We start from the raw sequence: 25,509 nt of genomic DNA, 5'->3' as shown, positions 1-25,509 counted from the left end.
ATAGATGCTTTCAAGACGGTCTTTCCTTGCGATGAGTGGCGCAGTCATTACTGCACCATCATGGGCAACATTAACCCAACAGGATGCAGGTAAGAAACTTTACGCCTCCGCATATTCTTTGAATAAACAAGAACATTTTTTTGGTCTATTCGATGAAAAAGGCGACATAGCATGGAATGTTCAACTTTTAGATAGAGCACACGCTCCGGTTGTCCACCCTAGCCAAAGCATTGTTGGTATTGTTGCCCGAAGGCCTGGTTTTTTTATAGATTTCTTTAATGTATCGACTCATCAAAGAATAACGAGAATCGAGCCTATTAAAGAACATCATTTTTATGGTCACGCTCTTTTTACCACTGATGGCAAACACCTAATCACTCAAGAAAACCACTACCCATCCGGACAAGGTAAAATATTTGTGCGCGATTGGCCAAGTGGCCAGGTGATTCAATCTTTTAACAGTAATGGTATTGGCCCTCATGAGTCCGTTCTTTTAAATGACCAAGTATTAGTGATTGCCAATGGTGGATTGATGACTCATCCAGACGAAGACCGAAAAATCTTAAATCTGGATACCATGAAGCCAAACGTTACTTATCTAAATCTAAAAGATGGTAGCATTTTAAATCAGTCTGCCAATAGCGATGATTTACACCAATTGAGCATCCGACACCTTGATGTAAACCAACAAGGAATCGTTGCATTAGGTTTTCAATATCAAGGCGAAATGTGGGACCAAGTACCATTAGTTGCCCTATCTCGTCTTGATCAGTTAGAACTAGAATATCTGCCTATTCCAGAAGAAGTGAGAGTTCGATTTAAACAGTACTGTGGCAGCGTTTGCTTCGATAGCTCAGGTGAAATACTTGCTATAAGTACACCTAGAGGTGGATTAGTTGCCTACTGGCATGTGAGCTCAAAAACCTTCTTAGGAGTGGAAAACTGCCGAGATGTTTGCGGTCTGGTTGCTACAGACAACGCCCATGAATTTTTACTAACAAGCGGTATTGGCTCTCAACTAAAAAGCAATCCTGTACAAAACGTCAGCAAAGAGCTCAAAAAACACACAACCTTACATTGGGACAATCATTTACGACAAATAAACACATGATTTTTTAATTTAAATTATAAACTGGCATAGTCAAATTCTTGATTTTTAGGTACTGTCTATTGAAAGCCGCAAATAACTGCGGCTTATTTTTTCGCATTATGAAGTTTATTAATGTTTATCAATTTTCTTAAAAATTATTTTTTGGTTGATTCAGCGCAATCTGCAGGAGGCGATGAAAAAGCACTCCAGCAAAACGCTTTACGAATTTTACTCGCGCTGACGACCTGCATCTTTATAGTGTCAGAAATACATTCGTTATTTATCCCAAGAGACCTCTCCTTTTTAGGAATCAATAGCGTGTATTTATGCCTTCTCGGAGGGCTACTTTACTTCAGTAAAAAACACACAAAGATTACAGCAGTTTTATTTCTTATCACTCTAATCACAACAAGCTTTCTGCTACTGGCGTTCAGCGATGAATTTCATGCTGAAAAATACGCTTTAGTATCTCTATATTCTTTGCCACTCATTACTCGCTTGCTTTTCAGCTTTAAAGCCTCCTTAGTAGCGATGATTATTAATATCTATCCTTTTTACTTGGTGACTAGTGATAACGCCCAAATAGACATCGCATCTTCTTTCTATTTTCAGTTACTCACGTTTGTTACACTGAACATTGGCTTACCTTTCGCAGTCTCAAGAATTATTCAAACACTCGAAAACAACACCTCTCACATGCGATTGCTTTATCAAAAACTTAATGATAATTACGCCATGTATGAGGAATTTTTTGAGAACACAGGGACGCCTACTTTACTTTGCGATCAACGAGGCAAAATCCTCAAAGCCAATCAATTAGTTCGTGAGTTACTTACAGATTCCCCACAAAAAAACATATCAGATTCAACCATTACTGATTGGCTATCTCCTCTTGGCGAAACTGGTCGTTTTTTTTGGCAATCAAACATAGCGGAATGCACACTAAAGCAAAAAACAAACATACACATTGAGATACGTAGAGCATCGTTAACCCAACATGGTTATTATGTTCTTCATTTGCAAAACACGACTCAATTAAAAGCAATACAGCAAGAACTTGAAAACACACAACAAACTAACAGTCGTTTAGCACACTTTGATTTACTCACACTTTTACCTAACCATAGACACTTCTGTAGACAAGTAAATCAACGCATTGATGAGCAAGACAATCACTTAACTGGTGCTATGTTCATTATCCGTATCAGCCAGTTTAAATTACTAAATAAACAATACGGTAAAGATAACGCCAACAAAGTTATTCTCAATTTCTCAAAAACACTGCAAAAAAAGCTATCCGAACAAGCCATTATTGGTCGCTTACGAGGCGTAAAATTTTCCTGTTTTGTACCATTAGGACAAGCTTATTTAATTCAAAAAAACCTATCTGCCCTCATACATTCTGTACTACCTAGCCAGATAACAGTTGATGGCAATAGATTAAATATGGACTATCAAGTTGGTATAGCCTATTACCATACCGACGGTAAAACGGCAGAAGAACTATTAGAACACTGTGAAATGGCATTAGAGTATTCGACAAGTACAGATAGATTCTCATACTACAACCACAGCCTCGAACAAAAACTCATTGAAGAACACAAGCTTGGCCTAAAGTTGAGTACAGCCATTAAAAATAAAAAAATAGTATTATGGCTACAACCACAAGTATCGCCAAATGGACAAATCCGCTCCTTTGAGGCTCTCGCTAGATGGCAATGTGATGGACAATTTGTTCCACCTACCACTTTCATTAAAATCGCAGAAAAATTAGGCTTACTTCCGCTACTTGCCGAAAACCTAGTACGCGAACTCGTAAGCACTCTCACAGAATGGCATAAAGAGCATATTCATACTCCAATAGCCTTTAATCTGGCTGGGCAAGAACTTATGAATGATTCATTTTTTGCTCTGTTGATGGCATTGATTGCTGATAACCCATGGTTGAGTGATATGTTAGAACTTGAGATTACAGAAACCAGCCCAGTAATGACTCACCCGCTTATACACAAGCGTTTAAGAAGCTTATCTCAATATGGCTACTCAATTGCCATTGATGACTTTGGCACAGGTCAGGCGTCACTGGGACAGCTTGTAGACATTCCCGCTAACATTCTCAAAATAGACCGTCGTTTTGTTTCTCCCTTGCCTGGCGATCAACGTCATGTTGATATAGTGAAATCCACCATACAACTAGCAGAATCACTTGGCATGAAAGTGATTGCAGAAGGTATCGAGACCAAAGAACAATCTAATCTACTGGCTGCACTAGGCTGCCAGACACTACAAGGCTATTACTTTGCCAAACCTTCCCCTATGTCAGACTGGACAGAAAGAGATAACGCCAAAGCAAAAGAACTGCGCATGGTGTATTAAGACACTTTATCAAAAGTAATAAAAACAACGCCCTCCTCAAAATATCATCAAATGCCAGACACAAAAAAACCAGAGTTCAAATTGAATTCTGGCTTTTTAAAAGTGCAATAACTATGAAGGGATGACTTAGAACGCCATGTTCATCGCTAAAGAGATAACATTAGCAGAAGATTCATAATCGGCATTTAATTTGCCACGACCATCATCTTCACTTTGTGATCCATCACGGTTGACTGTCACATCCTCAATCATTACATGAGTAAAGGCAAAGGTAGCTGATGTCATATCATTGAAGTCATAAGTAGCCCCAACAGAGATCCATTTACGATCACCATCCGGCGTACGAGCGGAACGATATTTATCGGTTACGGGTGTATAATCCATGGCTACACCAGTCCGTAAAGTCAACTTATCAGAATAGGCATAGGTCAAACCTGCAGAATACATCCATTGATCTTCAAAACCGAAAGTAAGAACCGAGTTGTCTTGTGTACTATCGAAGTCAATATTAATGCCATCCATTGAACCCCAACCCGTTCTAATAGCAGTAAGGCCTAATACTAATTTTGGTGACAAATCTTGCTCAACACTCAATGTCAGTACTGAGGGAAAAGTAATGGAGTCACTTACACCTGCATCGACTAAACCTTTAGCACCTGATAAACCGGAAGAGACTCCCGTATATTTAACATCGCCTTTAAAATCAAAATCGATTTCGCTACGGTAACCTAAACCAAGTCGAGTACCTTTTCTCGGCTCTAATGCCACACCCAAACTATAGCCATAACTGGTATCATCCGCTTCAATTCGGCCAATCCCTTCTCCACCAGCAACTGCGACCGTAGTTCCAACCCCAGACTCTAAAACAATATCTGCCCTGTGGACCTGAACGCTTGCGCCAACTGATATCCAATCATTCATACGATGAGCTAGAGCAAAACTCAAAGCAATATCCTGTACAGCCGTTTCAGTTGCATGAAAGCGTCCGGCCCAGTCTTTCCCATAATCGCCCGATAGGCCAAACGGAACATTTAATGAAATACCTGCCACAGTTTTATCTGACAAAGGTTTAGCAAAATAGAAAGAAGGTACTAATGTATTATTAACAGAATCGCTGTTTGTTGAAGAGCCAGCTATAGCGCCCCCACCGGCAACAGTAGCGTTATTAGCTGTAATATCCGTCACATCCATACTTGGCATGACATAAGCACCCGATGCATAAACTGTTGTCTCTTTAGCATTTACAAAGAGCGCAGGGTTCCAGAAGCTGGCAGAAATATCTTCATTAGAAGCCGCTACACCACCTAAGGCCTTACCTGAAGCTGTAGCACTGTGATCATTTAAAGCAAAACCTGCAGAATAAGCTGATGACGCTGCTGCCACAGAGACCGCAACAAGACTTGCTCTAAACATGAATTTTGAGGAAGTAGTCATAAATAAGCTCCATTGTTATTTTTATTGGAAATTTTATTTTTTATCATTGTGTCACTTATACGCTTCAAGTATAGAAGCACATAGCCTGATATTACCAGCAAGTATTTCTTACGCAATACAATATTTACACAATATTAGGCTAAAAAGGAAAAATAATGATAAGTAATAGATAAACTTACAATATAAAAAATAATTTTGAGGGATTTACCATAAAAAATACGAAGGAAGGTAAATTTTTGAGCTGAATAAGATTTTTGATTAGGTAGGAAAATAAATAGGGAATAATTAACGATATGGTGGGTGTGGAGAGGTTCGAACTCCCGACATTCGCCTTGTAAGGGCGACGCTCTCCCAACTGAGCTACACACCCAATCATGATTTTATCAATATAATGTGGAAGTTGTTCAACTTCGAGGTATAAGAGCTTTATTAGCATAAAGACTAATAATATACACTACAGCCTCACAATGTGAGGTGATTACCTTTTCCTGAGTTAATATAACTAAATATTAGAACTGAGGAAAATGGCGGAATGGACGGGACTCGAACCCGCGACCCCCTGCGTGACAGGCAGGTATTCTAACCAACTGAACTACCACTCCAACACAATCTAGCTCTTTACTTATTACTCATAAGTACCACTGCTTAGTAAGTGGTGGGTGTGGAGAGGTTCGAACTCCCGACATTCGCCTTGTAAGGGCGACGCTCTCCCAACTGAGCTACACACCCGCTCGTAAATTTAACTCTTTGCCAAACTTAACTTGTAAGTAATGGCGGAATGGACGGGACTCGAACCCGCGACCCCCTGCGTGACAGGCAGGTATTCTAACCAACTGAACTACCACTCCAACACAATTGCTTTTAACGTCTCATCAGACGTACCTTTTACATAGGTAATTGGTGGGTGTGGAGAGGTTCGAACTCCCGACATTCGCCTTGTAAGGGCGACGCTCTCCCAACTGAGCTACACACCCGCTCGTAAATTTAACTCTTTACCAAACTTAACTCGTAAGTAATGGCGGAATGGACGGGACTCGAACCCGCGACCCCCTGCGTGACAGGCAGGTATTCTAACCAACTGAACTACCACTCCAACATAATCTAGCTCTTTACTTATTACTCATAAGTACCACTGCTTAGTAAGTGGTGGGTGTGGAGAGGTTCGAACTCCCGACATTCGCCTTGTAAGGGCGACGCTCTCCCAACTGAGCTACACACCCATACTGAGATAACTATTTAAGCTATCAACAACTCTAACTCTTTGCCAAACTTAACTTGTAAGTAATGGCGGAATGGACGGGACTCGAACCCGCGACCCCCTGCGTGACAGGCAGGTATTCTAACCAACTGAACTACCACTCCAACACAATTGTTTTTACCGTCTCATCAGACGTACCTTTTACATCGGCAAGATGGTGGGTGTGGAGAGGTTCGAACTCCCGACATTCGCCTTGTAAGGGCGACGCTCTCCCAACTGAGCTACACACCCATTCTGAGATAACTATTTAAGCTATCAACAACTCTAACTCTTTGCCAAACTTAACTTGTAAGTAATGGCGGAATGGACGGGACTCGAACCCGCGACCCCCTGCGTGACAGGCAGGTATTCTAACCAACTGAACTACCACTCCAACGCAATCTAGCTCTTTACTTATTATTCATAAGTACCACTGCTTAGTAAGTGGTGGGTGTGGAGAGGTTCGAACTCCCGACATTCGCCTTGTAAGGGCGACGCTCTCCCAACTGAGCTACACACCCAATCATTGTTTAACGTTTTTATTCCAGCTTACTTTACTAAGTAAGTGGTGCCGCCACCAAGAGTCGAACTCGGGACCCTCTGATTACAAGTCAGATGCTCTACCAACTGAGCTATAGCGGCTTAACGCTAAAACAAATTTTAATTTACTAACATAAAGTAAGTAAATGGTGCCGCCACCAAGAGTCGAACTCGGGACCCTCTGATTACAAGTCAGATGCTCTACCAACTGAGCTATAGCGGCATTACATGACGCAGTTCACTTTTATAAACTTCCTAAGAAGTGGTGCCGCCACCAAGAGTCGAACTCGGGACCCTCTGATTACAAGTCAGATGCTCTACCAACTGAGCTATAGCGGCTTTAATAAAAGCAAAATCTTTTTTTATTCCTACTCTTCATTTCTAAAGAAAGAAACTTCGACCAAATTATGGTGCCGCCACCAAGAGTCGAACTCGGGACCCTCTGATTACAAGTCAGATGCTCTACCAACTGAGCTATAGCGGCATTTCTCAAATTTTGGTCGGGACGGCAGGATTTGAACCTGCGACCACTAGCACCCCATGCTAGTGCGCTACCAGGCTGCGCTACGCCCCGAAACCAACAGCTAAAGAGTTAAACTCTGTCCCTGTCAGCGGGTGCGTATATTACTATAACGAATTGAAAAGGGAAGACTTTTATAAACTTTTTTTCAATTTAATCATGACGCTAGAAATTTAGGAGTTTATCGCTTAAACATTGATCTAAATATGATTCTACTTTTCATACTAGCCTTATTAACCACAGATACACACTATAGGGCTCAACACTAGATAAATAGGCGCATTGAACAGCTAGATACAAAAAAGCCATCCCAGTGGATGGCTTTTTTAGAAACATTTCGAACTACTCTTGCATATAGTCTTCTACTTTTGACTTAAGCTTCTGCCCAGGTCGAAAAGTAACAACGGTACGCGCAGTAATTGGAATCTCCTCTCCCGTCTTAGGATTTCGACCAGGGCGCTGACTCTTTTCGCGCACTTCAAAATTACCAAAGCCCGACAACTTAACTTGCTGTCTTTCTATTAGTGAACTACGCACTACGTCAAAAAAACCTTCTACAAGATCTTTGGCGTCTTTTTTACTTAGACCAATTGAATCCACTAAATTTTCAGCAAGGTCCGCTTTTGTCAACGATCCCATAAATCTACCCCCTTACAACGGCTCCCAACTGCTCAGACAAGGCTGCAACAGTTTGTTCAACTGAGTTGTTCACTTCTTCATCACTAAGAGTGTGTGAAGGATGCTGCCACGTCAAGCCCAAAGCGACACTTTTTTTCGTATCATCAATACCTTGGCCCTGATAAACATCAAAAACCAATACATTTTTAAGTGCATCACCAGCCGTTGCAGAAATCACTCTCTCCAACTCACTAACAGGAACAGAACGATCAACTAATAATGCCAGGTCACGACGAACTTCAGGGAAACGAGAAACAGCCTTATATTCAGGCAAAGTTGCATTCAATACCGCATTTAAAGCGATATCAAATACATAAATAGGTTGATTCGCACCTAATGTCTTAGACAATTGAGGATGCAACTCCCCTATCAAACCAACAAACCTGCCATCCAAAAAGATATCAGCGGAGCGACCGGGATGTAAAAACTCACAACTAGAGCGCTCGTAAGTTGGCTTGCCGCCGTCATTTAAAGCAAACAAAGCTTCTACGTGTGCCTTCAGGTCATAGAAATCAACCTTCTCACTGCCGTGATACCAAGCTTCAGCATGACGAGCACCTGCAATTAGGCCAGCCACTTGCTGCTGCTGATCCAAATCAGCCAAAGCCTCAACAGAACCAATAAAACGACGACCAGTCTCAAATAAACGAACACGCGACTGCTGACGGTTTTGATTATATAGATAGGCTTTAACCAAACCAGGAACCAGACTAGGACGCATCACCCCCATATCCGCTGAAATAGGATTCGCTAATGGCACAGGCTCGATATTAGGTAGAAATTGCTTGCTCAACACAGGATCAATAAAGCTATAAGTAACGGCTTCTTGATAACCCTGTGACACCAAGATCCAACGCAACACTTGAATTTGCGTTTTAGACTCAGACAGCGGCGTAAAATTGACGGCAGCCTGAGGCATAGAAGATGGTAGGTTATCGTAACCGTAGATACGAGCCACCTCTTCGATCAAATCAGCCTCTATAGCGATATCAAAGCGATGAGATGGCGCTTTTGTCATCCAAGCTTCGTCAGTGACTTCAACCATCTCCAAGCCGAGACGAGTCAAAATGTCTGTCACAAGATCTTTGTCGATAGACATTGCCAAATACTGATCAAGTTTTTTACGACGCAAGGTTACTAATGCAGCTTCAGGCAAAGAAGCCTCATTAACCGCATGCGTAATTGGACCAACTTGACCGCCAGCTATTTCTACAACTAGCGCAGTAGCTCGCTCAATTGCTCGCTCTTGCAGAGTTGCATCCACACCACGCTCAAATCGATGAGAAGAATCCGTATGCAGACCATAAGAACGCGCTTTACCAGCCAACGACAATGGCGTAAAGAATGCGCTTTCTAGGAAGATATCTTGTGTTTTGTCATTAACACCAGAACCTTCACCACCCATTACACCAGCAATAGCCAAAGGTGCCTTCTCATCCGCAATCACCAAGGTATCGTCACGAAGAGTAATTTCCTGACCATCAAGCAAGACAATTTTCTCACCTTGGCTGGCCATACGTACAACGATCGATCCTGATAAATTCGCCAAATCAAAGGCATGCATGGGTTGCCCTAACTCAAGCATTACATAATTTGTAATATCGACGATAGGATCAATTGAGCGAACACCACTACGACGTAGCTTTTCCACCATCCATAAAGGCGTTTGTGCAGTAACATCAACACCACGCACAACACGCCCAAGATAACGAGGACAAGCATCAGCCGCATCTACACGCACTGGAAAAACATCATCAATAGCGACATTTGCTGCAGTGACTTCAACTGGCGTTACATCAACTTTGTTCAAAACACCAACTTCACGAGCCAAACCAGCAATACTTAAACAGTCGCTGCGGTTAGGTGTTAGATCAACATCTATAATCTGATCATCTAAACCCAAAAAGGCACGGAAGTCTTCGCCAGTTTTAACATTGGCAGGAAGCTCCATAATTCCATCATGGTCATCACTCAACCCCAATTCAGAGGCCGAACACAACATACCAAAAGACTCAACTTGACGAAGCTTGGCTTTTTTAATCTTAAAATCTGCACCCAATACGGCACCAATTTTAGCGAAAGGAATTTTGATACCTGGACGCGCATTCGGCGCACCACAAACTACCTGAAAGGTCTCAACACCATCAGACACCTGACATACTTGTAACTTGTCAGCATTCGGGTGAGGTTCAGCACCCAGAATTTCGCCCACTACCACGCCAGAAAATTCGGAGGCAACAGGCAAAACTTCATCTACTTCAAGGCCAGCTAACGTTATTTGAGCAACCAAATCATCGCTACTGATGTCTGGATTGACCCACTCTCTTAGCCAATTCTCACTAATTTTCATAAAAACATCCTAGGTCGACTGGTTACTTGAACTGTTTAAGGAAGCGCAAATCGTTTTCAAAGAACATACGAAGATCGTCTACTTTGTAACGCAGCATAGCAAAGCGCTCTACACCCATACCAAAAGCAAAACCTGTGTACTTCTCGGAATCAATTCCTGACATCTCAAGCACTTTTGGATGCACCATACCGCAGCCCAACACTTCTAACCAAGACTCTTCGCCTTTACTATTTGTGCGCATGATATCCACTTCAATAGAAGGCTCAGTGAATGGAAAGTAGCTAGGACGGAATCGCACTTTCAAATCATCTTCAAAGAAGACGTTTAAAAACTGTTGCAAAATCCCCTTTAGGTCAGCAAAGGAAATATTTTCGTCAATTAACAAACCTTCAACCTGATGGAACATAGGTGTATGAGTTTGATCTGAATCACAACGATAAACACGCCCCGGACAAATGATTCGAATTGGCGGCTGTGTTGTTTCCATTGTGCGCACTTGAACAGGAGATGTATGCGTTCTTAGTACGGTTGACGGATTAAAGTAGAAGGTATCTTGCATTGCTCGCGCAGGATGGTGCGCTGGAATGTTTAGAGCTTCAAAGTTATGGTAATCGTCTTCAATTTCTGGCCCTGAAGCCACATCAAAACCAATACCACGAAAAAAGGTTTCAATACGCTCCATTGTACGAGTCACTGGATGTAAACCACCCACTTCTTGACCCTTACCAGATAAGGAGATATCAATCGTCTCAGTCGCAAGCTTGGCGTCTAACGCAGCTTTCGCAAGCGATGCTTTACGCTCAGTAATTTTTTCCTGAACTTGATCTTTTGCTTCATTGACCATTTGACCAAATTTTGGTCGATCCTCTGCAGAAACATTACCAAGCTGTTTCAACAAAGCAGTCAGAGCGCCCTTTTTACCCAAATAATGCACACGTACATCATCCAGTGCGGACTCACTCTCAGACGCAGCTACTGCGCTTAGCGCATCAGCAAGAATCTGCTTTAGGTTCTCCATTTACACACTCCAAAAAATAAAATAGGGGAAGAACCATTGGCTCTTCCCCTATCAAAGACTGCATTGAGTGACTCTTTCTATTAAGACGGAATCTTTCAAGATCGAATCACCCTAAGGCTACGTCAGAAATTAAGCCAAGCTTACTTTCGCTTTTTCAACGATAGCAGCAAAAACTTCTTTCTCGTACACAGCTAGGTCAGCCAAAACCTTACGGTCGATTTCAATTGCAGCTTGTTTCAAGCCAGCAATGAAACGGCTGTAAGACAGACCATTGATACGTGCAGCAGCGTTAATACGAGCAATCCACAATGCGCGGAATTGACGCTTACGCTGACGACGGTCACGGTACTGATACTGACCAGCTTTGATAACAGCTTGTTTCGCTACACGAAATACACGGCTACGTGCACCGTAGTAACCTTTAGCTTGCTTTAAAATCTTTTTGTGACGGCGACGAGCCTGAACACCACGTTTTACGCGAGGCATAATATAAACCTTATACTAATAAATTAATGAACTAAAAAAATCTAGACTTAGATGTATGGCAACATGCGTACAATTAACGCTTTGTCGCTTTGCGCAATCTGGTTCATAGAACGAAGATGACGCTTACGCTTAGTCGATTTCTTAGTCAAAATGTGACTAGTATGAGACTGCTTATGCTTAAAACCATTCGCGGTACGTTTGAAGCGCTTAGCTGCGCCACTGTGTGACTTAATTTTGGACATGATAAAACCACTCTCGCATTCGTTAATGTTAATGTAATTTCTTAATAAATCAGTCTTTAAGAGCCAAAGCTCTTAAAGCCAAATTATTTAAAATTACTTCTTCTTTTTGGGGCCTAGCACCATCGTCAATTGACGACCTTCCATTTTCGCGGCTTGTTCTACTACACCATAATCCTCTAAGTCTGCTGCGACTCGATTCATAAGCTGCATACCAAGCTCCTGATGGGCCATTTCACGACCGCGGTATCGTAGTGATACTTTGGCCTTATCCCCGCCTTCAAGGAAACGTATCAGGTTGCGGAGTTTTACCTGATAATCCCCTTCCTCCGTCCCTGGACGGAATTTCATTTCTTTAACCTGGATCTGCTTCGCATTTTTCTTTTGAGCGGCTTTCGCTTTTTTCGCTTCAAAAATATGCTTACCGTAGTCCATGATTTTGCAAACAATCGGATCTGAATCAGCAATTTGCACTAGATCTAAAGTAGCTTCTTGAGCTGCTTTTAGTGCCTCTTCTAGAGAGACAACGCCAACTTGTTCACCATCTGCAGCGATTAAACGCACTTCAGTTGCTCGAATGTTCTCGTTGATTTGAGGGCGCTGCTTACTAGCTGCACGCCCACGATTCATATTACCTTTTATAGTACTATCTCCACTTCTTGTTTACGGCTACGGCGAGCAATTTCTTGTTGAAGCAAACCTTCAAAATCGGAAATACTCATCACTCCAAGGTCTTCGCCGGTGCGAGTGCGAACAGCAACCTGTTCTTGCTCCACTTCTTTATCACCAACGACGATCATATACGGCACTCGTTGAAGAGTATGCTCGCGGATTTTAAACCCGATCTTCTCGTTTCTCAAGTCAAGTTTTGCTCTAAAGCCATTTGAGTTCAATCTTTTTTCCAAAACAGAACAATAATCTGCTTGGCGATCAGTAATGTTCATGATAACAACTTGTTCAGGCGCAAGCCAGACCGGAAAGGCACCTTCTGTATCTTCGATCAAAATACCGATAAAACGCTCAAGCGATCCAACAATCGCACGATGCAGCATAACCGGTGTTTGACGGGAGCCATCTTCCGATACATATTGCGCTCCCAAGCGAGTTGGCATCGAGAAATCAACCTGAATAGTACCACACTGCCACACTCGACCAATGGCATCTTTCAGAGAAAACTCAATTTTAGGACCATAAAACGCCCCTTCCCCTGGCAACTCTTCCCAATCCAACCCTGCAGAGTCCAATGCTTCAGATAACGCTTTCTCAGCCTTATCCCAAACCTCATCAGAGCCAACACGCTGCTCAGGACGAGTAGACAGGCGATAAACAATATTATCAAAACCAAAATCAGCATAAACTTCATGCAGCAGATCGATAAACTCAGATACTTCTTGCTGAATTTGCCCTTCTGTTACAAAAATATGCCCATCATCTTGAACAAAGTTCCTTACGCGCATAATGCCATGCAAAGCACCTGACGGCTCATTACGGTGGCATGAACCAAATTCCGCCATACGAAATGGCAAATCACGGTAACTTTTAAGACCTTGATTGTACACTTGTATATGACAAGGACAATTCATCGGTTTTACCGCATAGTCGCGATTTTCAGAATGCGTTGTAAACATGTTTTCATGATACTTACCCCAGTGCCCAGATTTCTCCCAAAGCACACGGTCTACAATCTGAGGCGTCTTCACTTCCTGATAATTATTATCAAGCTGTTTCTGGCGCATATATTGCTCTACAGCCTGATATAACCGCCACCCTTTAGGATGCCAGAACACCATGCCAGGAGCTTCTTCTTGAACATGAAAAAGATCTAGCTTCTTACCCAGCTTACGATGGTCACGTTTTTCAGCTTCTTCGATACGCGTCAAATAGCCTTTCAACTCTTTCTTGTCATTCCAAGCCGTACCATAAATACGTTGCAACATTTCGTTATTTGAATCACCACGCCAGTACGCACCAGCAAGCTTCATCAATTTAAAATGACGCAATACACGGGTATTTGGCACATGTGGACCACGACACATATCCATGTATTCTTCGTGATAATACAAACCAACTTCTTTCGTTGACTCATCCATATCATCAATCAATGCCACTTTATAGCTTTCACCACGGTCAACAAATTGCTGACGGGCCTCCGCTATTGGCGTCATTCTTTTAACAACATCGTAGTCCGTCTTAACCAATTCAGCGATACGCTTTTCAATGGCCGCAAGGTCATCTGGTGTAAAAGGACGTTCATAAGCGATGTCGTAATAAAAACCTTCATCAATAACAGGCCCGATCGCCATTTGTGCCGTCGGATACAACTGCTTAACAGCATGACCAACAAGATGGGCAAAAGAGTGACGAATAATCTCAACACCTTCAGGATCTTTCCCTGTAATGATGCTTAACTTAGCGTCGTCTGAAATAAGTTCGCACGCATCAACAAGTTGACCGTCTATGCGCCCCGCCACAGTTGCTTTAGCCAAACCAGGACCAATATCCTCGGCGACTTGCATAACAGTTACTGGGTTTGAAAAAGAACGTTGGCTGCCATCAGGCAAAGTAATTACAGGCATTTTATTCCCCTATCGGAGTCAGTGGTGCTCCATACCAAAGAGCACATGTAAATTTCAGGACATAAATTATCATTTTTCGATTATTCATGCGAATCTAATTTAAATAGCCTCTTTTTCGGCGTGTAACGGCCATCGACAAAAATCAAGCCCTTTTTCTATCATTAAGCCATAGACATTCTCTGCATGCAGAGTAAAATTAGCATTCGTTTCACACAGACTTTTCTAATTAAAAGGCACTATGGATCTTAATAATCTTGACGACTACTGCATTGAGACAACTCAAGCAGAACCCGACCTATTAATTGAGCTGGTTGAAAAAACCTACTCTGACATGGGCTACCCAAATAAGTTATCAGGAAAAACCATCGGCCGTACGCTGAAGCTTCTGGCAAAAATAGCACAACCTAAACGTGCGTTAGAAATTGGCATGTTTACTGGCTATTCAGCATTATCTATCGCAGAAGGCATGCCTGAAAACGGTGAGCTTATTTGTTGTGAAACCAACCCTAGAGCAATTGAATTCGCTCAGTCTTTTTTTGATCGCAGCGAGCATGGCAAAAAAATCAAAGCAATTTTTGGGCCCGCCCTCGACACGATTGAATCCCTTGAAGGGGAATTCGACTTTGTCTTTATTGATGCCGATAAACGTAACTACCTAAATTACTACGAAGCAGTACTACCGCTGGTTAGATCTGGTGGCCTTATCATTATCGACAATTCACTATGGCAAGGCAGAGTTCTAGACCCGAAAGAAAACAGCGATATTGCTGTCAACCAAGTCAACCGCCTAATCGCGCAAGACAATCGAGTTGAAAACGTTCACTTGAACGTTCGTGACGGTCTTAACATCGTCGTAAAACACTAACCCTATTTCTTATAAACCCCATTCACCTTTGGGTCACCTCAGGCGAATGGGGTTTATGTGCTATTAAAAAGATATTACGTAAGAGGCAGCGATTTTGGTCGTTTTTAAAATCACAAATAACATCTCCGGCAAACACTACATTGGAACGTCTTTCAATAGTGGCTTTCAACGTTTCGAACAATATGTAGAAGCAACCAGCGAAGGTTTGGACTTCCCTTTATACAATGACATTAGGGAGAATGGCGTTGAGGCCTTTACAGTTGAAGAACTATTTGAAACAAGCGACAAAGAAGAACTGTATGAATTAGAAACAGACTACATTTCTATTTATAACGGCGAAAGCTTACGTGGCTACAAAATTGCACAAACAGCAGAAAAAGCCACCAATCTAAATCTAGGCAAAAAAGCGCTATTTGATGCGAACGGAGTATCGACAGCAGAGCAGCCTAAAAAAACAAGAAAAGTGGCCGCAAAAAAAACCGTTGAACTCCCAAAAAAAACGCTTGAACCAGCCCCAACAACAAAATCATTCTTTGGCGAACTCATCGGTGAAGACAGGCTAAACGCCCCTCTCGCTGCAGCAGCCACAGAAAAGAAAAAAGCACCTACTCGCACAAAAAGCAAGGCCAGCATCCAGAAGATGCTAAGCGAAGCTGAGAAAGCATCAAAAAAAGAACGCGAAGAAAAACTAAAATCACAGCAGCAGGCAGAAGCAGAAGAAATGGCTCTCATCATGGCAAAAATTGATGTGACATCCAAATCTGCCACATCCGCATTTCGTCGCCGCAAAAGTTAATCTAAAAATTAGAAACAAAAAAGCTCAGTTAAATTAATAACTGAGCTTTTTTAATGTCTAATTCTTATCTATTTAAGTGTCACAAAACCAATAAGTAGAAAATTAAGACCTTGCTTTCTTAAGTGTCTCCGAAATCATAAATGCCAACTCTAAAGATTGATCAGCATTCAAGCGAGGGTCACAATGAGTATGGTAACGATCAGCCAAATCTGCTTCAGTCACCTCAAAAGCACCACCCACACACTCAGTCACATTCTGTCCCGTCATTTCAAAATGAACGCCGCCTGCATAGCTACCTTCAGCGTTATGGACTTGGAAGAACTGCTGCACCTCTTTTAACACATCATCGACACGTCGAGTCTTATACCCCGTAGACGCTTTGACAGTGTTGCCGTGCATCGGGTCACTACTCCACACAACCTGCTTACCTTCGCGCTGAATTGCTTGAATGAGCTTAGGCATGCCGTCTTCAACTTTATCTGCCCCCATACGCACAATAATATTCAAACGACCCGCTTCGTTATTTGGATTCAGCACATCACACAATCTTAGTAAATCTTCTGGATCCATAGTAGGGCCAGCCTTTACGCCAATTGGGTTTTGTACACCACGCAAAAACTCTACATGGGCGCCATCTAATTGACGAGTACGATCTCCAATCCATAACATGTGCGCAGAACAATCATACCAGTCACCAGTCAGACTATCTTTACGAGTCAAAGCCTGCTCATAAGGCAACAACAACGCCTCATGGGAAGTATAAAAATCCGTCTCTTTTAACTGAGCTAAACCAGGACCAATACCACACGCCTCCATAAACTGAAGCGCGTCATCAATCTTGTCAGCCACGCCCTGAAAACGACTACCCGCTGGACTCGCATTCAAAAAGTCCAAATTCCATTGATGCACTTGATGTAAATCTGCAAATCCACCCTGAGCAAAAGCTCGAAGCAAGTTCATTGTTGATGCACTCTGATTGTAAACTTGCACCAAACGCTCAGGATCAGGAACCCTTGCTTGCTCAGTAAAATCGATACCATTGATGATATCACCACGGTAACTAGGCAATTCAATACCACCAATTACTTCACTACCTGACGATCTCGGCTTAGCAAATTGCCCAGCCATGCGCCCAACCTTTACTACTGGGCATTTACCAGCATAAGTCAACACAACCGCCATTTGCAGCATAACTTTAAACGTATCGCGAATATTGTTAGCATGGAACTCTGCAAAGCTTTCAGCACAATCACCACCTTGCAGCAAAAATGACTGCCTATTGGCCACCTGTGCTAAAGCTTTTTTAAGCTGACGCGCCTCACCCGCAAAAACAAGAGGAGGCATTTTTCCTAATGTATTTTCAACTTGAGCCAAATGCTCTGCATTAGGATAAACAGGCTGTTGTAGCGCCGTCTTTTCTCTCCAACTTGTTAGGTTCCACTGTGACATAATTTTCTACAACCTTATTCTATTCATTATTTTTTAATATATATTAACGAGCAACGACCCAAAGAATTTCTGCATCTTTTACCGACAAGGAGACAACTGCGTGTCCCATAGTGGCATCATAATACACACTATCACCTTCTTTTAATTCAATCGGCTCATAGAGCTCAGAGAAAAAATTAATTTTACCTTGCAAAACTAACAGAAACTCCTCGCCATCATGACGAACCCATTCTTTAAACTCAGAAAAAGAGCGAGCCCTAACCGTGGTTTTAAACGGCACCATTTTTTTACGGCTAATCGAGTAATTTAATAACTCATGCTCATAAGTTGCCGTTGGATGGGGCTCACCTTTTCCTTTGCGAGTGATATCACGACGCCCTGCAATAGAATGCTCACTCGCCTCAACAAATAGTTGCGGCAAATCCATTTCCAAACCATTAATCAACTTCTGCACGATAGTGAAGCTTGGCGAAACTTGATCATTCTCGATTTTCGATAACGTTGACCGAGCTATTCCCGTTCTTTTTCCTACTTCCTCCAGCGTCCAGCCTTTCGATAAACGAATTTCCTTAACACGCTTACCAAGCTCTAGCGGCTCAACAAACCGATCAGGATCTGACGCTGTGGCGGTTTCTAACGATGGACGACTAACCATAATTCACCAACACTACTTTCATATAAGAAGCCTTTAGCATCTATACCTTTAATAAAGGCGCCATCGCTACAGCACAACGAGAGAGATCAAACCCCTTACCTGATACATAAGCTATCAGATCAGTAGACTCCCCCCCCTTACCATTCTCTAACAACACCCATAACACTGAAGATCGTGTCCCAGTTCGACAAAAAGCCAGCGTCTTCTTATTCTCAAGCAAAGCAATCCTTTGAAAATCCACTTGCTCCTGAGACAGCTTTGACAAATCTATTGCATTACTTACATACTCCATACCCAACGCCTCAGCAGCAGCGCGAATACTTTCACCAGCAGGCTGATCAGCAGATTCTGCTTCTGGTCGATTATTAATAATTCGCTCAAAGCCTTGCGATTTAAGTGAGACTAAATCAGCCTCGACTAATTGAGGCGCAACAAAATAAGAGTCATCAAGCTGTACAACATTACTCATAAATCTTTCCTCAAATACATTTAAGAACGATACAACACTTTTATAAGATGGAAACCAAATTGCGTTTTAACCGGTCCCTGAATCTTATATAAAGGACCACCAAAAACCGCCTTATCGAAAGCCGGTACCATATCTCCTTTGCGAAACTCTCCAAGATCTCCACCCTTTTTACCAGAAGGACAAGTAGAAAATTGCTTGGCTAATTTATGAAAGTCCGCCCCTTTATCCAATTTAAGTTTTAGTGACTCCGCCTCTACTTTCGTCTTAACCAAAATATGACATGCGCTCGCTGTTGACATTACTGCACCTATTGCTCAATTAAACTAGATAAAACATGTTAACCTATTTAGTATAATAGAATTAACTATAAGCAATCACTAACCTTACATATTCTTGGCAAAAGTAGTATCAACACAAAATATATAGGCAGCTTTACATTATGAGTACATACGCAGCAATAAGTGACCTCTCCTTTCTACTCGTAGAACCATCGGACATGCAGAGGAAAGTCATCACTAAAGCACTTGAAGAAGCCGGAATAAAACAAATCACATACGCAAATAACATCCAAGAAACTATCGCGTCACTCTCTTCTTTCCCGCCTGACCTTGTCATATCTTCAATGTACCTCCCTGACGGCTCAGCAAATGATCTCATTGATCAAATCAGAAACAATGAAGACACTGAAAACCAGTGTTTTATGCTAATCTCCAGCGAAAGAAATAGAGAGCATTTAGAGCACCTAAGACAATCAGGCGTACTCGCCATCCTCCCCAAGCCATTCAACCAAAAAGACCTAACTCGCGCCATTCACGCAACCTTGGACCTAATTGTCGAAGAAGAAATTGACTTAGAAATGTTTGACCCCAAAAGCCTACGTGTACTAGTTACAGATGACAGTCGGATGGCACGAAAACATGTAAGCAAAACACTAAATACCATGGGAATTGAGGATATACAATTCGCAGAAAATGGCAAAGAAGCAATTGCACTCCTTAACGAAATGGAATTTGATCTTATTGTTACCGATTACAATATGCCAGAAATGGACGGTAAAGAATTGACTGATGCCGTTCGGAAAGACCCGACAATTGCACACATTCCCATACTAATGGTTAGCTCAAACTCTGAAGACAGCCAATTATCAAACATTGCACAAGAAGGTGTAGACGCCATTTGCGGAAAACCTTTTGAACCAAGTGTAGTTAGAAAGTTATTGGCAAAAATCCTAAATTGACACCGTACCTTTAATCACAAACCAATTTAAAGATTAAAAACAAAAAAAGAGCTTCAACTGAAGCTCTTTTTTAAACTAACTAAACATTGGCACAATTAAATCAAACAGCCGCCATCAACTCAGAAACAATCTGCTGATTAGCCTCAGGAAAACGATAAGCCGACAAGTTAGAAATAGCTACCCAATTTACTGTTTGCCCCTCACTCCCCTCTGGCTCACCATCAAAACCTGTTACCTTATAGAAACAAAGTTCGACCTGCTTATCACCGTAATCATGAGATATCGCTTTATAAAAAGAACTCTCAGTTACGGCAATACCACACTCTTCCTTCAACTCTCTTGCCAAAGCAATCTCAGCAGATTCAGAAGGCTCACATTTACCTCCTGGAAACTCCCACAGACCACCCTGATGCTGAGTGGAGTTACGAAGAGCAATAAAAACAGCGCCATTACGAAGAATAATACCAACAGCAACTCTAACCAACATTAGGTACGGTACTCAGCATTAATGGTGACATATTCATGAGAAAAGTCTGTCGTCCAAACCGTATCAGACAATGACCCCATGCCTAAATCTAGCACAATATGAATTTCTTGAGGTGCCATAGCTTGCTTACCATGCTCTTCAAGATAGTCAGGTGAACGACCACCATCACGAGCAACTTCAAAGCCATTAATATGAAGTTGAACACGATCAACATCCAAACCTTCAACACCAGCACGACCAACAACCGCAAGGATACGACCCCAGTTAGGATCGGAAGCGAAAAGCGCCGTTTTCACCAACGGAGAATGAGCGATTTCAAAAGCCACTTTGGTTGCATCAGACTCTACAGCCGCACCAACAACCTCAACAGTCACAAACTTTGTCGCTCCTTCACCATCACGAACGATAGCATGCGCCAACTCTTGCATAACCGCAGTAAATGCAGCGATAAAAGCTTTCGCTAACGGCTCATCAAGAGAAGTAACTTTCGTGTTTCCTGCCATGCCAGTTGCAACAGCAATACAGGAATCATTGGTGGATGTATCACTATCAACCGTAATACGGTTAAAGCTCTTATTCACCACATCCTTCAAAATAGCCTGAAGCACCTCAACATCCATCGCAATATCACTGCAAACATAGCCCAACATAGTCGCCATATTAGGACGAATCATGCCGGCACCCTTTGAAATACCCGCGATGGAAAAAGTTTGACCTTCAAATTCGAAAGTTCGCACAGAACCCTTTGGCAAAGTATCGGTAGTCATAATACCAACACCAGCGGACTTCCAGTTATCACAGGATAAATTTTCAAGCGCTTTAGGAATGGCTGCAACAATTTTTGCCACAGGCAATGGCTCGCCAATAACACCTGTTGAAAAAGGCAAAATTGACTCGACACTAACTCCAACCTCTTCAGCCAAAACCTCACAAGTCTTAAGGGCCGTCTCTAGGCCAGTCTTACCCGTACCGGCATTTGCGTTACCCGTATTGATAAGCAAATAACGACTATCAGCCAAGCCTAAATGTTTTTGACATATACGCACAGGCGCAGCGCAAAAAGCATTCTGAGTAAAAACACCAGCAACTGATGCACCTTCACAAATTTCAAAAATCACAACATCTTTTTTGTTGGGCTTTTTAATACCAGCTTCAGCAACACCAATTCTAATTCCTTTTATTTCAGGAATAAGAGGAAAATCATGCAACCCTACAGCCATTTAAACTTTCTCCAATTAAACAAGACTACCGTGACATTGTTTGTATTTTTTACCTGAACCGCATGGACAAGGCTCATTGCGACCCACTTTAGGATACTCTTGACCATCAGCAGAATCAGAACCACCGTCAGACAAGGAATCTAACGAGTCATGAATCATATTCATGGTCGTTTTTTCCTCTTGCAGTCTACGAGCCGCTTCGATTTTTTCTGCCTCTTCAGCAGACTGTACTTTCACACGAGTAATGATCTGAATCACTTCGTATTTAATTTGCTCTAACAAACCTTGGAACAATTCAAATGATTCACGCTTATATTCTTGCTTAGGGTTCTTTTGCGCATAACCACGCAAATGAATACCCTGTCTAAGCATATCCATTGTCTGAAGATGCTCTTTCCACAGTGTATCAAGAACCTGCAACAGCACCTGTTTCTCGAAAGCTCTAAATGGCTGTTCACCAGCAATTTCTTCTTTCGCCTGATAATCATTAACAAACGTGTCTAATATTTTCTGACGCAAAGGTTCTTCATAAAGTTTCTTATCTTCTTCTACCCATTTCGCAACAGGAAGCTCTAGACCAAATTCGTTACGAGCCTTCTCTTCCAACCCTTCAAGGTCCCACATATCGAAAATACTTTGAGGTGGAATAAACTCATCAACCAAACTGGTAACAACTTCTTCTCGCATTGCGGAAATAGCTTCAGATAGATCTTCAGACACCATCATATCAAAACGCTGACGATAAATTACTTGACGCTGATCATTAGCAACATCATCGTATTCAAGCAATTGCTTACGAATGTCAAAGTTACGCCCTTCTACTTTGCGCTGTGCTTTTTCAATCGCGTTAGAAACCATCTTATGCTCAATCGCTTCACCTTTCTCCATACCGAGCGCCATCATCATTTTCTTGATGCGATCTGACATGAAAATACGCATTAAATTATCTTCTAATGACAAATAAAAGCGCGACGAACCAACATCACCTTGACGACCAGCACGGCCACGAAGTTGATTATCAATACGGCGTGATTCATGGCGCTCTGTACCAATGATATGTAAACCACCGGCAGCAAGAACTGACTCATTACGAGCTTTCCAATCAGCTTTTAAAGCATTGATTTCATCTTCACTAGCATTTTCACCCAGCTTAGCTAACTCAACCTGAAGGTTGCCACCCAACACAATATCCGTACCACGGCCAGCCATGTTTGTTGCAATTGTTACCGCACCAGGACGACCGGCATCAGCAACAATTTCAGCTTCGCGCTCATGCTGCTTAGCATTTAAAACATTATGCTTAACGCCTTTCTTAACAAGGTAGTTTGACAAAAGCTCAGAATATTCAATAGAAGCCGTACCAACAAGAACAGGACGACCCTGATTAACAATCTCTTCAATATCCAACACAATGGCTTCAAATTTGTCTTCAGTTGACATGTAAATTAAGTCATTGAAGTCTTTACGCTGAACCTGACGATTGGTAGGAATAACAATAACGGATAATCCGTAAATTTGTTGAAACTCAAATGCTTCAGTATCCGCAGTCCCCGTCATACCAGACAACTTCTCATACAAGCGGAAGTAGTTCTGGAAAGTCGTAGACGCCAGAGTTTGACTTTCTGCCTGAATGGTAACGCCTTCCTTCGCCTCTACCGCCTGATGAATACCTTCAGACCAACGACGACCAGCCATGGTTCGACCCGTATGTTCATCAACGATAACAATCTGGTCACCCTGAACGACATAATCTATGTTCTTTTTAAAAATGACGTGTGCTTTAAGACAAGCATGGACATGATGCAACAAAGACAGGTTTCCAGCTGCATATAAGCTTTCACCTTCCGCTAACATTCCTTGCTCAACCAACCACTCCTCAACAAAAGAATGACCATCTTCTGTTAATTCAATACTACGTTGAGATTCATCAAAGACGTAATGCCCTACAGACTCCTCTTCATCAGTGTCCTCTTGTTTTACCAATAGTGGGGCGAGCTGATTAATTTTACGATACTGTTCAGAGCTGTCTTCAACCGCACCAGAAATAATAAGAGGCGTTCTAGCTTCATCTATCAAGATAGAGTCCACTTCATCTACCACAGAGAAATGCAAGTCACGCTGAACACGATCTTCTAAACGAAAAACCATGTTGTCGCGGAGATAGTCAAAACCAAACTCGTTATTGGTACCATAGGTAATATCACACAAGTATGCAGCCTTCTTCTCGTCACGATCCTGACCAGAGAAAACCACACCAACACTCATGTCTAAAAATTCATACAAAGGTCGCATCCAGTTAGCGTCACGCTTAGCCAGATAATCATTCACCGTAACGACGTGAACACCCTTAGAAGATAAAGCATTTAAGTAAACAGCCAGTGTCGCTACAAGCGTTTTACCTTCACCTGTACGCATTTCAGCGATTTTACCTTCATTAAGAACCATGCCACCAATGAGCTGTACATCGAAATGGCGCATCCCCATAACACGGCTACTGCCTTCACGTACCACCGCAAAAGCCTCAGGCAAAATAGATTCTAGAGATTCACCTTTTGCAAGACGATCACGAAACTCGCTCGTTTTCCCAGACAAATCATCATCCGACAATTTGTGAAAAGATTCTTCAAGCTGGTTTATCTGTGCAACGATTTTTCTATATCGTTTAACTTCTCGGTCATTCTTTGTACCGACAATTTTTTTAATTACAGTTCCTAACATCTTGAACTCATCGTAGCCAATTAGTAATAAAGACAGTCTATCATGGTAATGTGTGACAAAACATGAAATATCAAGGAGCTAAATACAAAAAAACCAGACATATAGTCTGGTTTTTAATAATTCGATCAATTATTAATCACTTACTAAGCACCAACAAAAGCAGGCTCTACATAAGAGATTGGTGTCGTTTGCGCTTCATCTTCGAAAACAACATACTCCCAAGCATCTTGATGCTCAAGCAAAGCAAGCAATAGCTTATTATTCAAGGCATGGCCTGATTTGTAAGCTTTATACTCACCAATTAAACTATGCCCGAGAAGATAAAGATCACCGATTGCATCCAATACTTTATGACGCACCAATTCATCTCGGTAGCGTAAACCTTCATCATTTAGCACACGGTAGTCATCAAGCACGATGGCATTTTCCATGTTTGCCCCACGAGCAAGGTTATTATTTTTAAAGTATTCGAGGTCTTTCATAAAACCAAACGTTCTCGCACGACTAATCTCTTTTACAAAAGTGGTCGTTGAAAAATCAAATGACGTACTTTGAACATCTTCACCAATGGCTGGATGCTGAAAGTCAATCGTGAAAGACAAACGAAACCCTGAATGAGGTTCAAGAGAGGCGAATTTATCACCCTCATCCACCCGTATAGGCTTCTTAACTCGGATAAATCTTTTTGGTGCATTTTGAGCTTCTAGACCTGCTGATTGCAGAAGAAAAACAAAGGGGCTAGCACTTCCATCCATAAGAGGAATTTCACTAGCACTCACTTCTACATAAGCATTATCTACACCCAAACCAGCCATTGCAGACAACAAATGCTCTACAGTACTAACCTTCACATCACCTTGACATAAAGCCGTAGCAAAATTTGTTGATCCGACTGCTCGCGCATCACCATGAATCTCTACAACTGGATCCAAGTCTGTACGAACAAATACAATACCTGTATTCACAGGCGCAGGCTTTAGTGTCAAATACACCTTCTCGCCAGAGTGCAATCCCACTCCTGTTGCTCGAATAATGTTCTTAAGTGTGTGTTGGCGTACCATTATATTCC

The 25,509-nt window shown here is 42.0% G+C and carries 21 protein-coding genes and 16 tRNA genes; 5 read left to right on the top strand and 32 right to left on the bottom strand.

The window, feature by feature from the left end:
* Positions 1-4 precede the first annotated feature (4 nt).
* The gene (locus B6N13_RS12400; RefSeq protein WP_169459497.1) at positions 5-1,111 is read left to right on the top strand and encodes a DUF1513 domain-containing protein; all 1,107 of its coding nucleotides are present in this window, start codon (positions 5-7) and stop codon (positions 1,109-1,111) included.
* A gap of 297 nt (positions 1,112-1,408) precedes the next feature.
* Entirely contained in the window at positions 1,409-3,466 is a 2,058-nt protein-coding gene (locus B6N13_RS12395; RefSeq protein WP_348981544.1) for a GGDEF domain-containing phosphodiesterase, read from the top strand.
* A gap of 126 nt (positions 3,467-3,592) precedes the next feature.
* Here the strand turns inward: B6N13_RS12395 and B6N13_RS12390 are convergent, their stop codons facing one another.
* From B6N13_RS12390 to thrS, 24 genes are all read right to left on the bottom strand, one after another.
* Positions 3,593-4,900, bottom strand: coding sequence for an outer membrane protein transport protein (locus B6N13_RS12390; protein ID WP_169459495.1), 1,308 nt, complete (start codon positions 4,898-4,900; stop codon positions 3,593-3,595).
* 294 nt (positions 4,901-5,194) lie between these two features.
* Positions 5,195-5,270, bottom strand: a tRNA-Val gene (locus B6N13_RS12385).
* Between the two features lie 155 nt (positions 5,271-5,425).
* Positions 5,426-5,502: transfer RNA gene (locus B6N13_RS12380), tRNA-Asp, on the bottom strand.
* 51 nt (positions 5,503-5,553) lie between these two features.
* A tRNA-Val gene (locus tag B6N13_RS12375) sits at positions 5,554-5,629 on the bottom strand.
* Positions 5,630-5,671: 42 nt separating this feature from the next.
* Positions 5,672-5,748 (bottom strand) — tRNA-Asp (locus B6N13_RS12370).
* Positions 5,749-5,798: 50 nt separating this feature from the next.
* Positions 5,799-5,874, bottom strand: a tRNA-Val gene (locus B6N13_RS12365).
* 42 nt (positions 5,875-5,916) lie between these two features.
* Positions 5,917-5,993: transfer RNA gene (locus B6N13_RS12360), tRNA-Asp, on the bottom strand.
* Between the two features lie 51 nt (positions 5,994-6,044).
* A tRNA-Val gene (locus tag B6N13_RS12355) sits at positions 6,045-6,120 on the bottom strand.
* A 65-nt stretch (positions 6,121-6,185) separates the two neighbouring features.
* A tRNA-Asp gene (locus tag B6N13_RS12350) sits at positions 6,186-6,262 on the bottom strand.
* Positions 6,263-6,313: 51 nt separating this feature from the next.
* A tRNA-Val gene (locus tag B6N13_RS12345) sits at positions 6,314-6,389 on the bottom strand.
* Between the two features lie 65 nt (positions 6,390-6,454).
* Positions 6,455-6,531 (bottom strand) — tRNA-Asp (locus tag B6N13_RS12340).
* Between the two features lie 51 nt (positions 6,532-6,582).
* Positions 6,583-6,658, bottom strand: a tRNA-Val gene (locus B6N13_RS12335).
* A gap of 45 nt (positions 6,659-6,703) precedes the next feature.
* A tRNA-Thr gene (locus tag B6N13_RS12330) sits at positions 6,704-6,779 on the bottom strand.
* 45 nt (positions 6,780-6,824) lie between these two features.
* Positions 6,825-6,900 (bottom strand) — tRNA-Thr (locus B6N13_RS12325).
* A gap of 40 nt (positions 6,901-6,940) precedes the next feature.
* Positions 6,941-7,016: transfer RNA gene (locus B6N13_RS12320), tRNA-Thr, on the bottom strand.
* 69 nt (positions 7,017-7,085) lie between these two features.
* Positions 7,086-7,161: transfer RNA gene (locus B6N13_RS12315), tRNA-Thr, on the bottom strand.
* A 13-nt stretch (positions 7,162-7,174) separates the two neighbouring features.
* Positions 7,175-7,251, bottom strand: a tRNA-Pro gene (locus B6N13_RS12310).
* 288 nt (positions 7,252-7,539) lie between these two features.
* Positions 7,540-7,836, bottom strand: coding sequence for an integration host factor subunit alpha (locus B6N13_RS12305; protein WP_012070280.1), 297 nt, complete (start codon positions 7,834-7,836; stop codon positions 7,540-7,542).
* A gap of 4 nt (positions 7,837-7,840) precedes the next feature.
* Positions 7,841-10,225, bottom strand: a complete 2,385-nt coding sequence (gene pheT, locus B6N13_RS12300) for a phenylalanine--tRNA ligase subunit beta (protein WP_169459494.1) — start codon at positions 10,223-10,225, stop codon at positions 7,841-7,843.
* Positions 10,226-10,247: 22 nt separating this feature from the next.
* A complete protein-coding gene (gene pheS, locus B6N13_RS12295) occupies positions 10,248-11,243 on the bottom strand; it encodes a phenylalanine--tRNA ligase subunit alpha (protein ID WP_012070282.1) in 996 nt (331 codons plus the stop codon).
* Positions 11,244-11,372: 129 nt separating this feature from the next.
* A complete protein-coding gene (gene rplT, locus B6N13_RS12290) occupies positions 11,373-11,729 on the bottom strand; it encodes a 50S ribosomal protein L20 (protein ID WP_012070283.1) in 357 nt (118 codons plus the stop codon).
* Positions 11,730-11,776: 47 nt separating this feature from the next.
* Positions 11,777-11,971 carry a 50S ribosomal protein L35 gene (rpmI, locus tag B6N13_RS12285; RefSeq protein WP_012070284.1) on the bottom strand — a complete coding sequence of 65 codons (195 nt, stop codon included), beginning with the start codon at positions 11,969-11,971 and terminating at the stop codon, positions 11,777-11,779.
* A 93-nt stretch (positions 11,972-12,064) separates the two neighbouring features.
* On the bottom strand, positions 12,065-12,598 hold the full coding sequence (gene infC, locus B6N13_RS12280) for a translation initiation factor IF-3 (RefSeq protein ID WP_012070285.1): 534 nt from the start codon (positions 12,596-12,598) through the stop codon (positions 12,065-12,067).
* Positions 12,599-12,606: 8 nt separating this feature from the next.
* Entirely contained in the window at positions 12,607-14,544 is a 1,938-nt protein-coding gene (gene thrS / locus B6N13_RS12275) for a threonine--tRNA ligase (protein WP_012070286.1), read from the bottom strand.
* A gap of 238 nt (positions 14,545-14,782) precedes the next feature.
* On the opposite strand from thrS, the gene B6N13_RS12270 reads away from it, so the two are divergent.
* Entirely contained in the window at positions 14,783-15,409 is a 627-nt protein-coding gene (locus B6N13_RS12270) for a class I SAM-dependent methyltransferase (protein ID WP_012070287.1), read from the top strand.
* A 94-nt stretch (positions 15,410-15,503) separates the two neighbouring features.
* A complete protein-coding gene (locus B6N13_RS12265; protein WP_012070288.1) occupies positions 15,504-16,205 on the top strand; it encodes a GIY-YIG nuclease family protein in 702 nt (233 codons plus the stop codon).
* Between the two features lie 102 nt (positions 16,206-16,307).
* Here the strand turns inward: B6N13_RS12265 and B6N13_RS12260 are convergent, their stop codons facing one another.
* The 4 genes from B6N13_RS12260 to B6N13_RS12245 are packed head-to-tail and all read right to left on the bottom strand — an operon-like array spanning position 16,308 to position 19,077.
* Complete coding sequence (locus tag B6N13_RS12260) at positions 16,308-17,654, bottom strand: 3-deoxy-7-phosphoheptulonate synthase class II (protein ID WP_012070289.1); 1,347 nt, start codon at positions 17,652-17,654, stop codon at positions 16,308-16,310.
* A 43-nt stretch (positions 17,655-17,697) separates the two neighbouring features.
* Complete coding sequence (locus tag B6N13_RS12255; RefSeq protein WP_012070290.1) at positions 17,698-18,309, bottom strand: XRE family transcriptional regulator; 612 nt, start codon at positions 18,307-18,309, stop codon at positions 17,698-17,700.
* A gap of 40 nt (positions 18,310-18,349) precedes the next feature.
* Entirely contained in the window at positions 18,350-18,778 is a 429-nt protein-coding gene (locus B6N13_RS12250) for a TIGR01244 family sulfur transferase (protein ID WP_169459493.1), read from the bottom strand.
* 20 nt (positions 18,779-18,798) lie between these two features.
* Positions 18,799-19,077 (bottom strand): peptidylprolyl isomerase, encoded by a 279-nt coding sequence (locus tag B6N13_RS12245; protein WP_012070292.1) that lies wholly within the window; start codon positions 19,075-19,077, stop codon positions 18,799-18,801.
* A gap of 140 nt (positions 19,078-19,217) precedes the next feature.
* Here B6N13_RS12245 and B6N13_RS12240 point away from each other — a divergent pair, with 140 nt between their 5' ends.
* Positions 19,218-20,015: a response regulator gene (locus B6N13_RS12240; RefSeq protein WP_012070293.1), complete on the top strand. Its 798-nt coding sequence runs from the start codon at positions 19,218-19,220 to the stop codon at positions 20,013-20,015.
* Between the two features lie 100 nt (positions 20,016-20,115).
* Here the strand turns inward: B6N13_RS12240 and mutT are convergent, their stop codons facing one another.
* The 4 genes from mutT to lpxC form a co-directional block, all read right to left on the bottom strand.
* Positions 20,116-20,502 (bottom strand): 8-oxo-dGTP diphosphatase MutT, encoded by a 387-nt coding sequence (gene mutT, locus B6N13_RS12235; RefSeq protein WP_169459492.1) that lies wholly within the window; start codon positions 20,500-20,502, stop codon positions 20,116-20,118.
* On the bottom strand, positions 20,502-21,722 hold the full coding sequence (argJ, locus tag B6N13_RS12230; protein WP_169459491.1) for a bifunctional glutamate N-acetyltransferase/amino-acid acetyltransferase ArgJ: 1,221 nt from the start codon (positions 21,720-21,722) through the stop codon (positions 20,502-20,504). The genes mutT and argJ overlap by 1 nt, the downstream gene beginning before the upstream one ends.
* A 15-nt stretch (positions 21,723-21,737) precedes the next feature.
* Positions 21,738-24,440: a preprotein translocase subunit SecA gene (secA, locus tag B6N13_RS12225; RefSeq protein ID WP_169459490.1), complete on the bottom strand. Its 2,703-nt coding sequence runs from the start codon at positions 24,438-24,440 to the stop codon at positions 21,738-21,740.
* Between the two features lie 143 nt (positions 24,441-24,583).
* Positions 24,584-25,501: a UDP-3-O-acyl-N-acetylglucosamine deacetylase gene (gene lpxC, locus B6N13_RS12220; RefSeq protein WP_012070297.1), complete on the bottom strand. Its 918-nt coding sequence runs from the start codon at positions 25,499-25,501 to the stop codon at positions 24,584-24,586.
* Between the last annotated feature and the right edge of the window lie 8 nt (positions 25,502-25,509).

It is taken from the genome of Marinomonas sp. UCMA 3892 (assembly GCF_012726345.1).
GTDB lineage: Bacteria > Pseudomonadota > Gammaproteobacteria > Pseudomonadales > Marinomonadaceae > Marinomonas.
The sequence above is the reverse complement of the archived record's forward strand: the minus strand, read 5'-3'. Positions and strand labels throughout refer to the sequence as shown.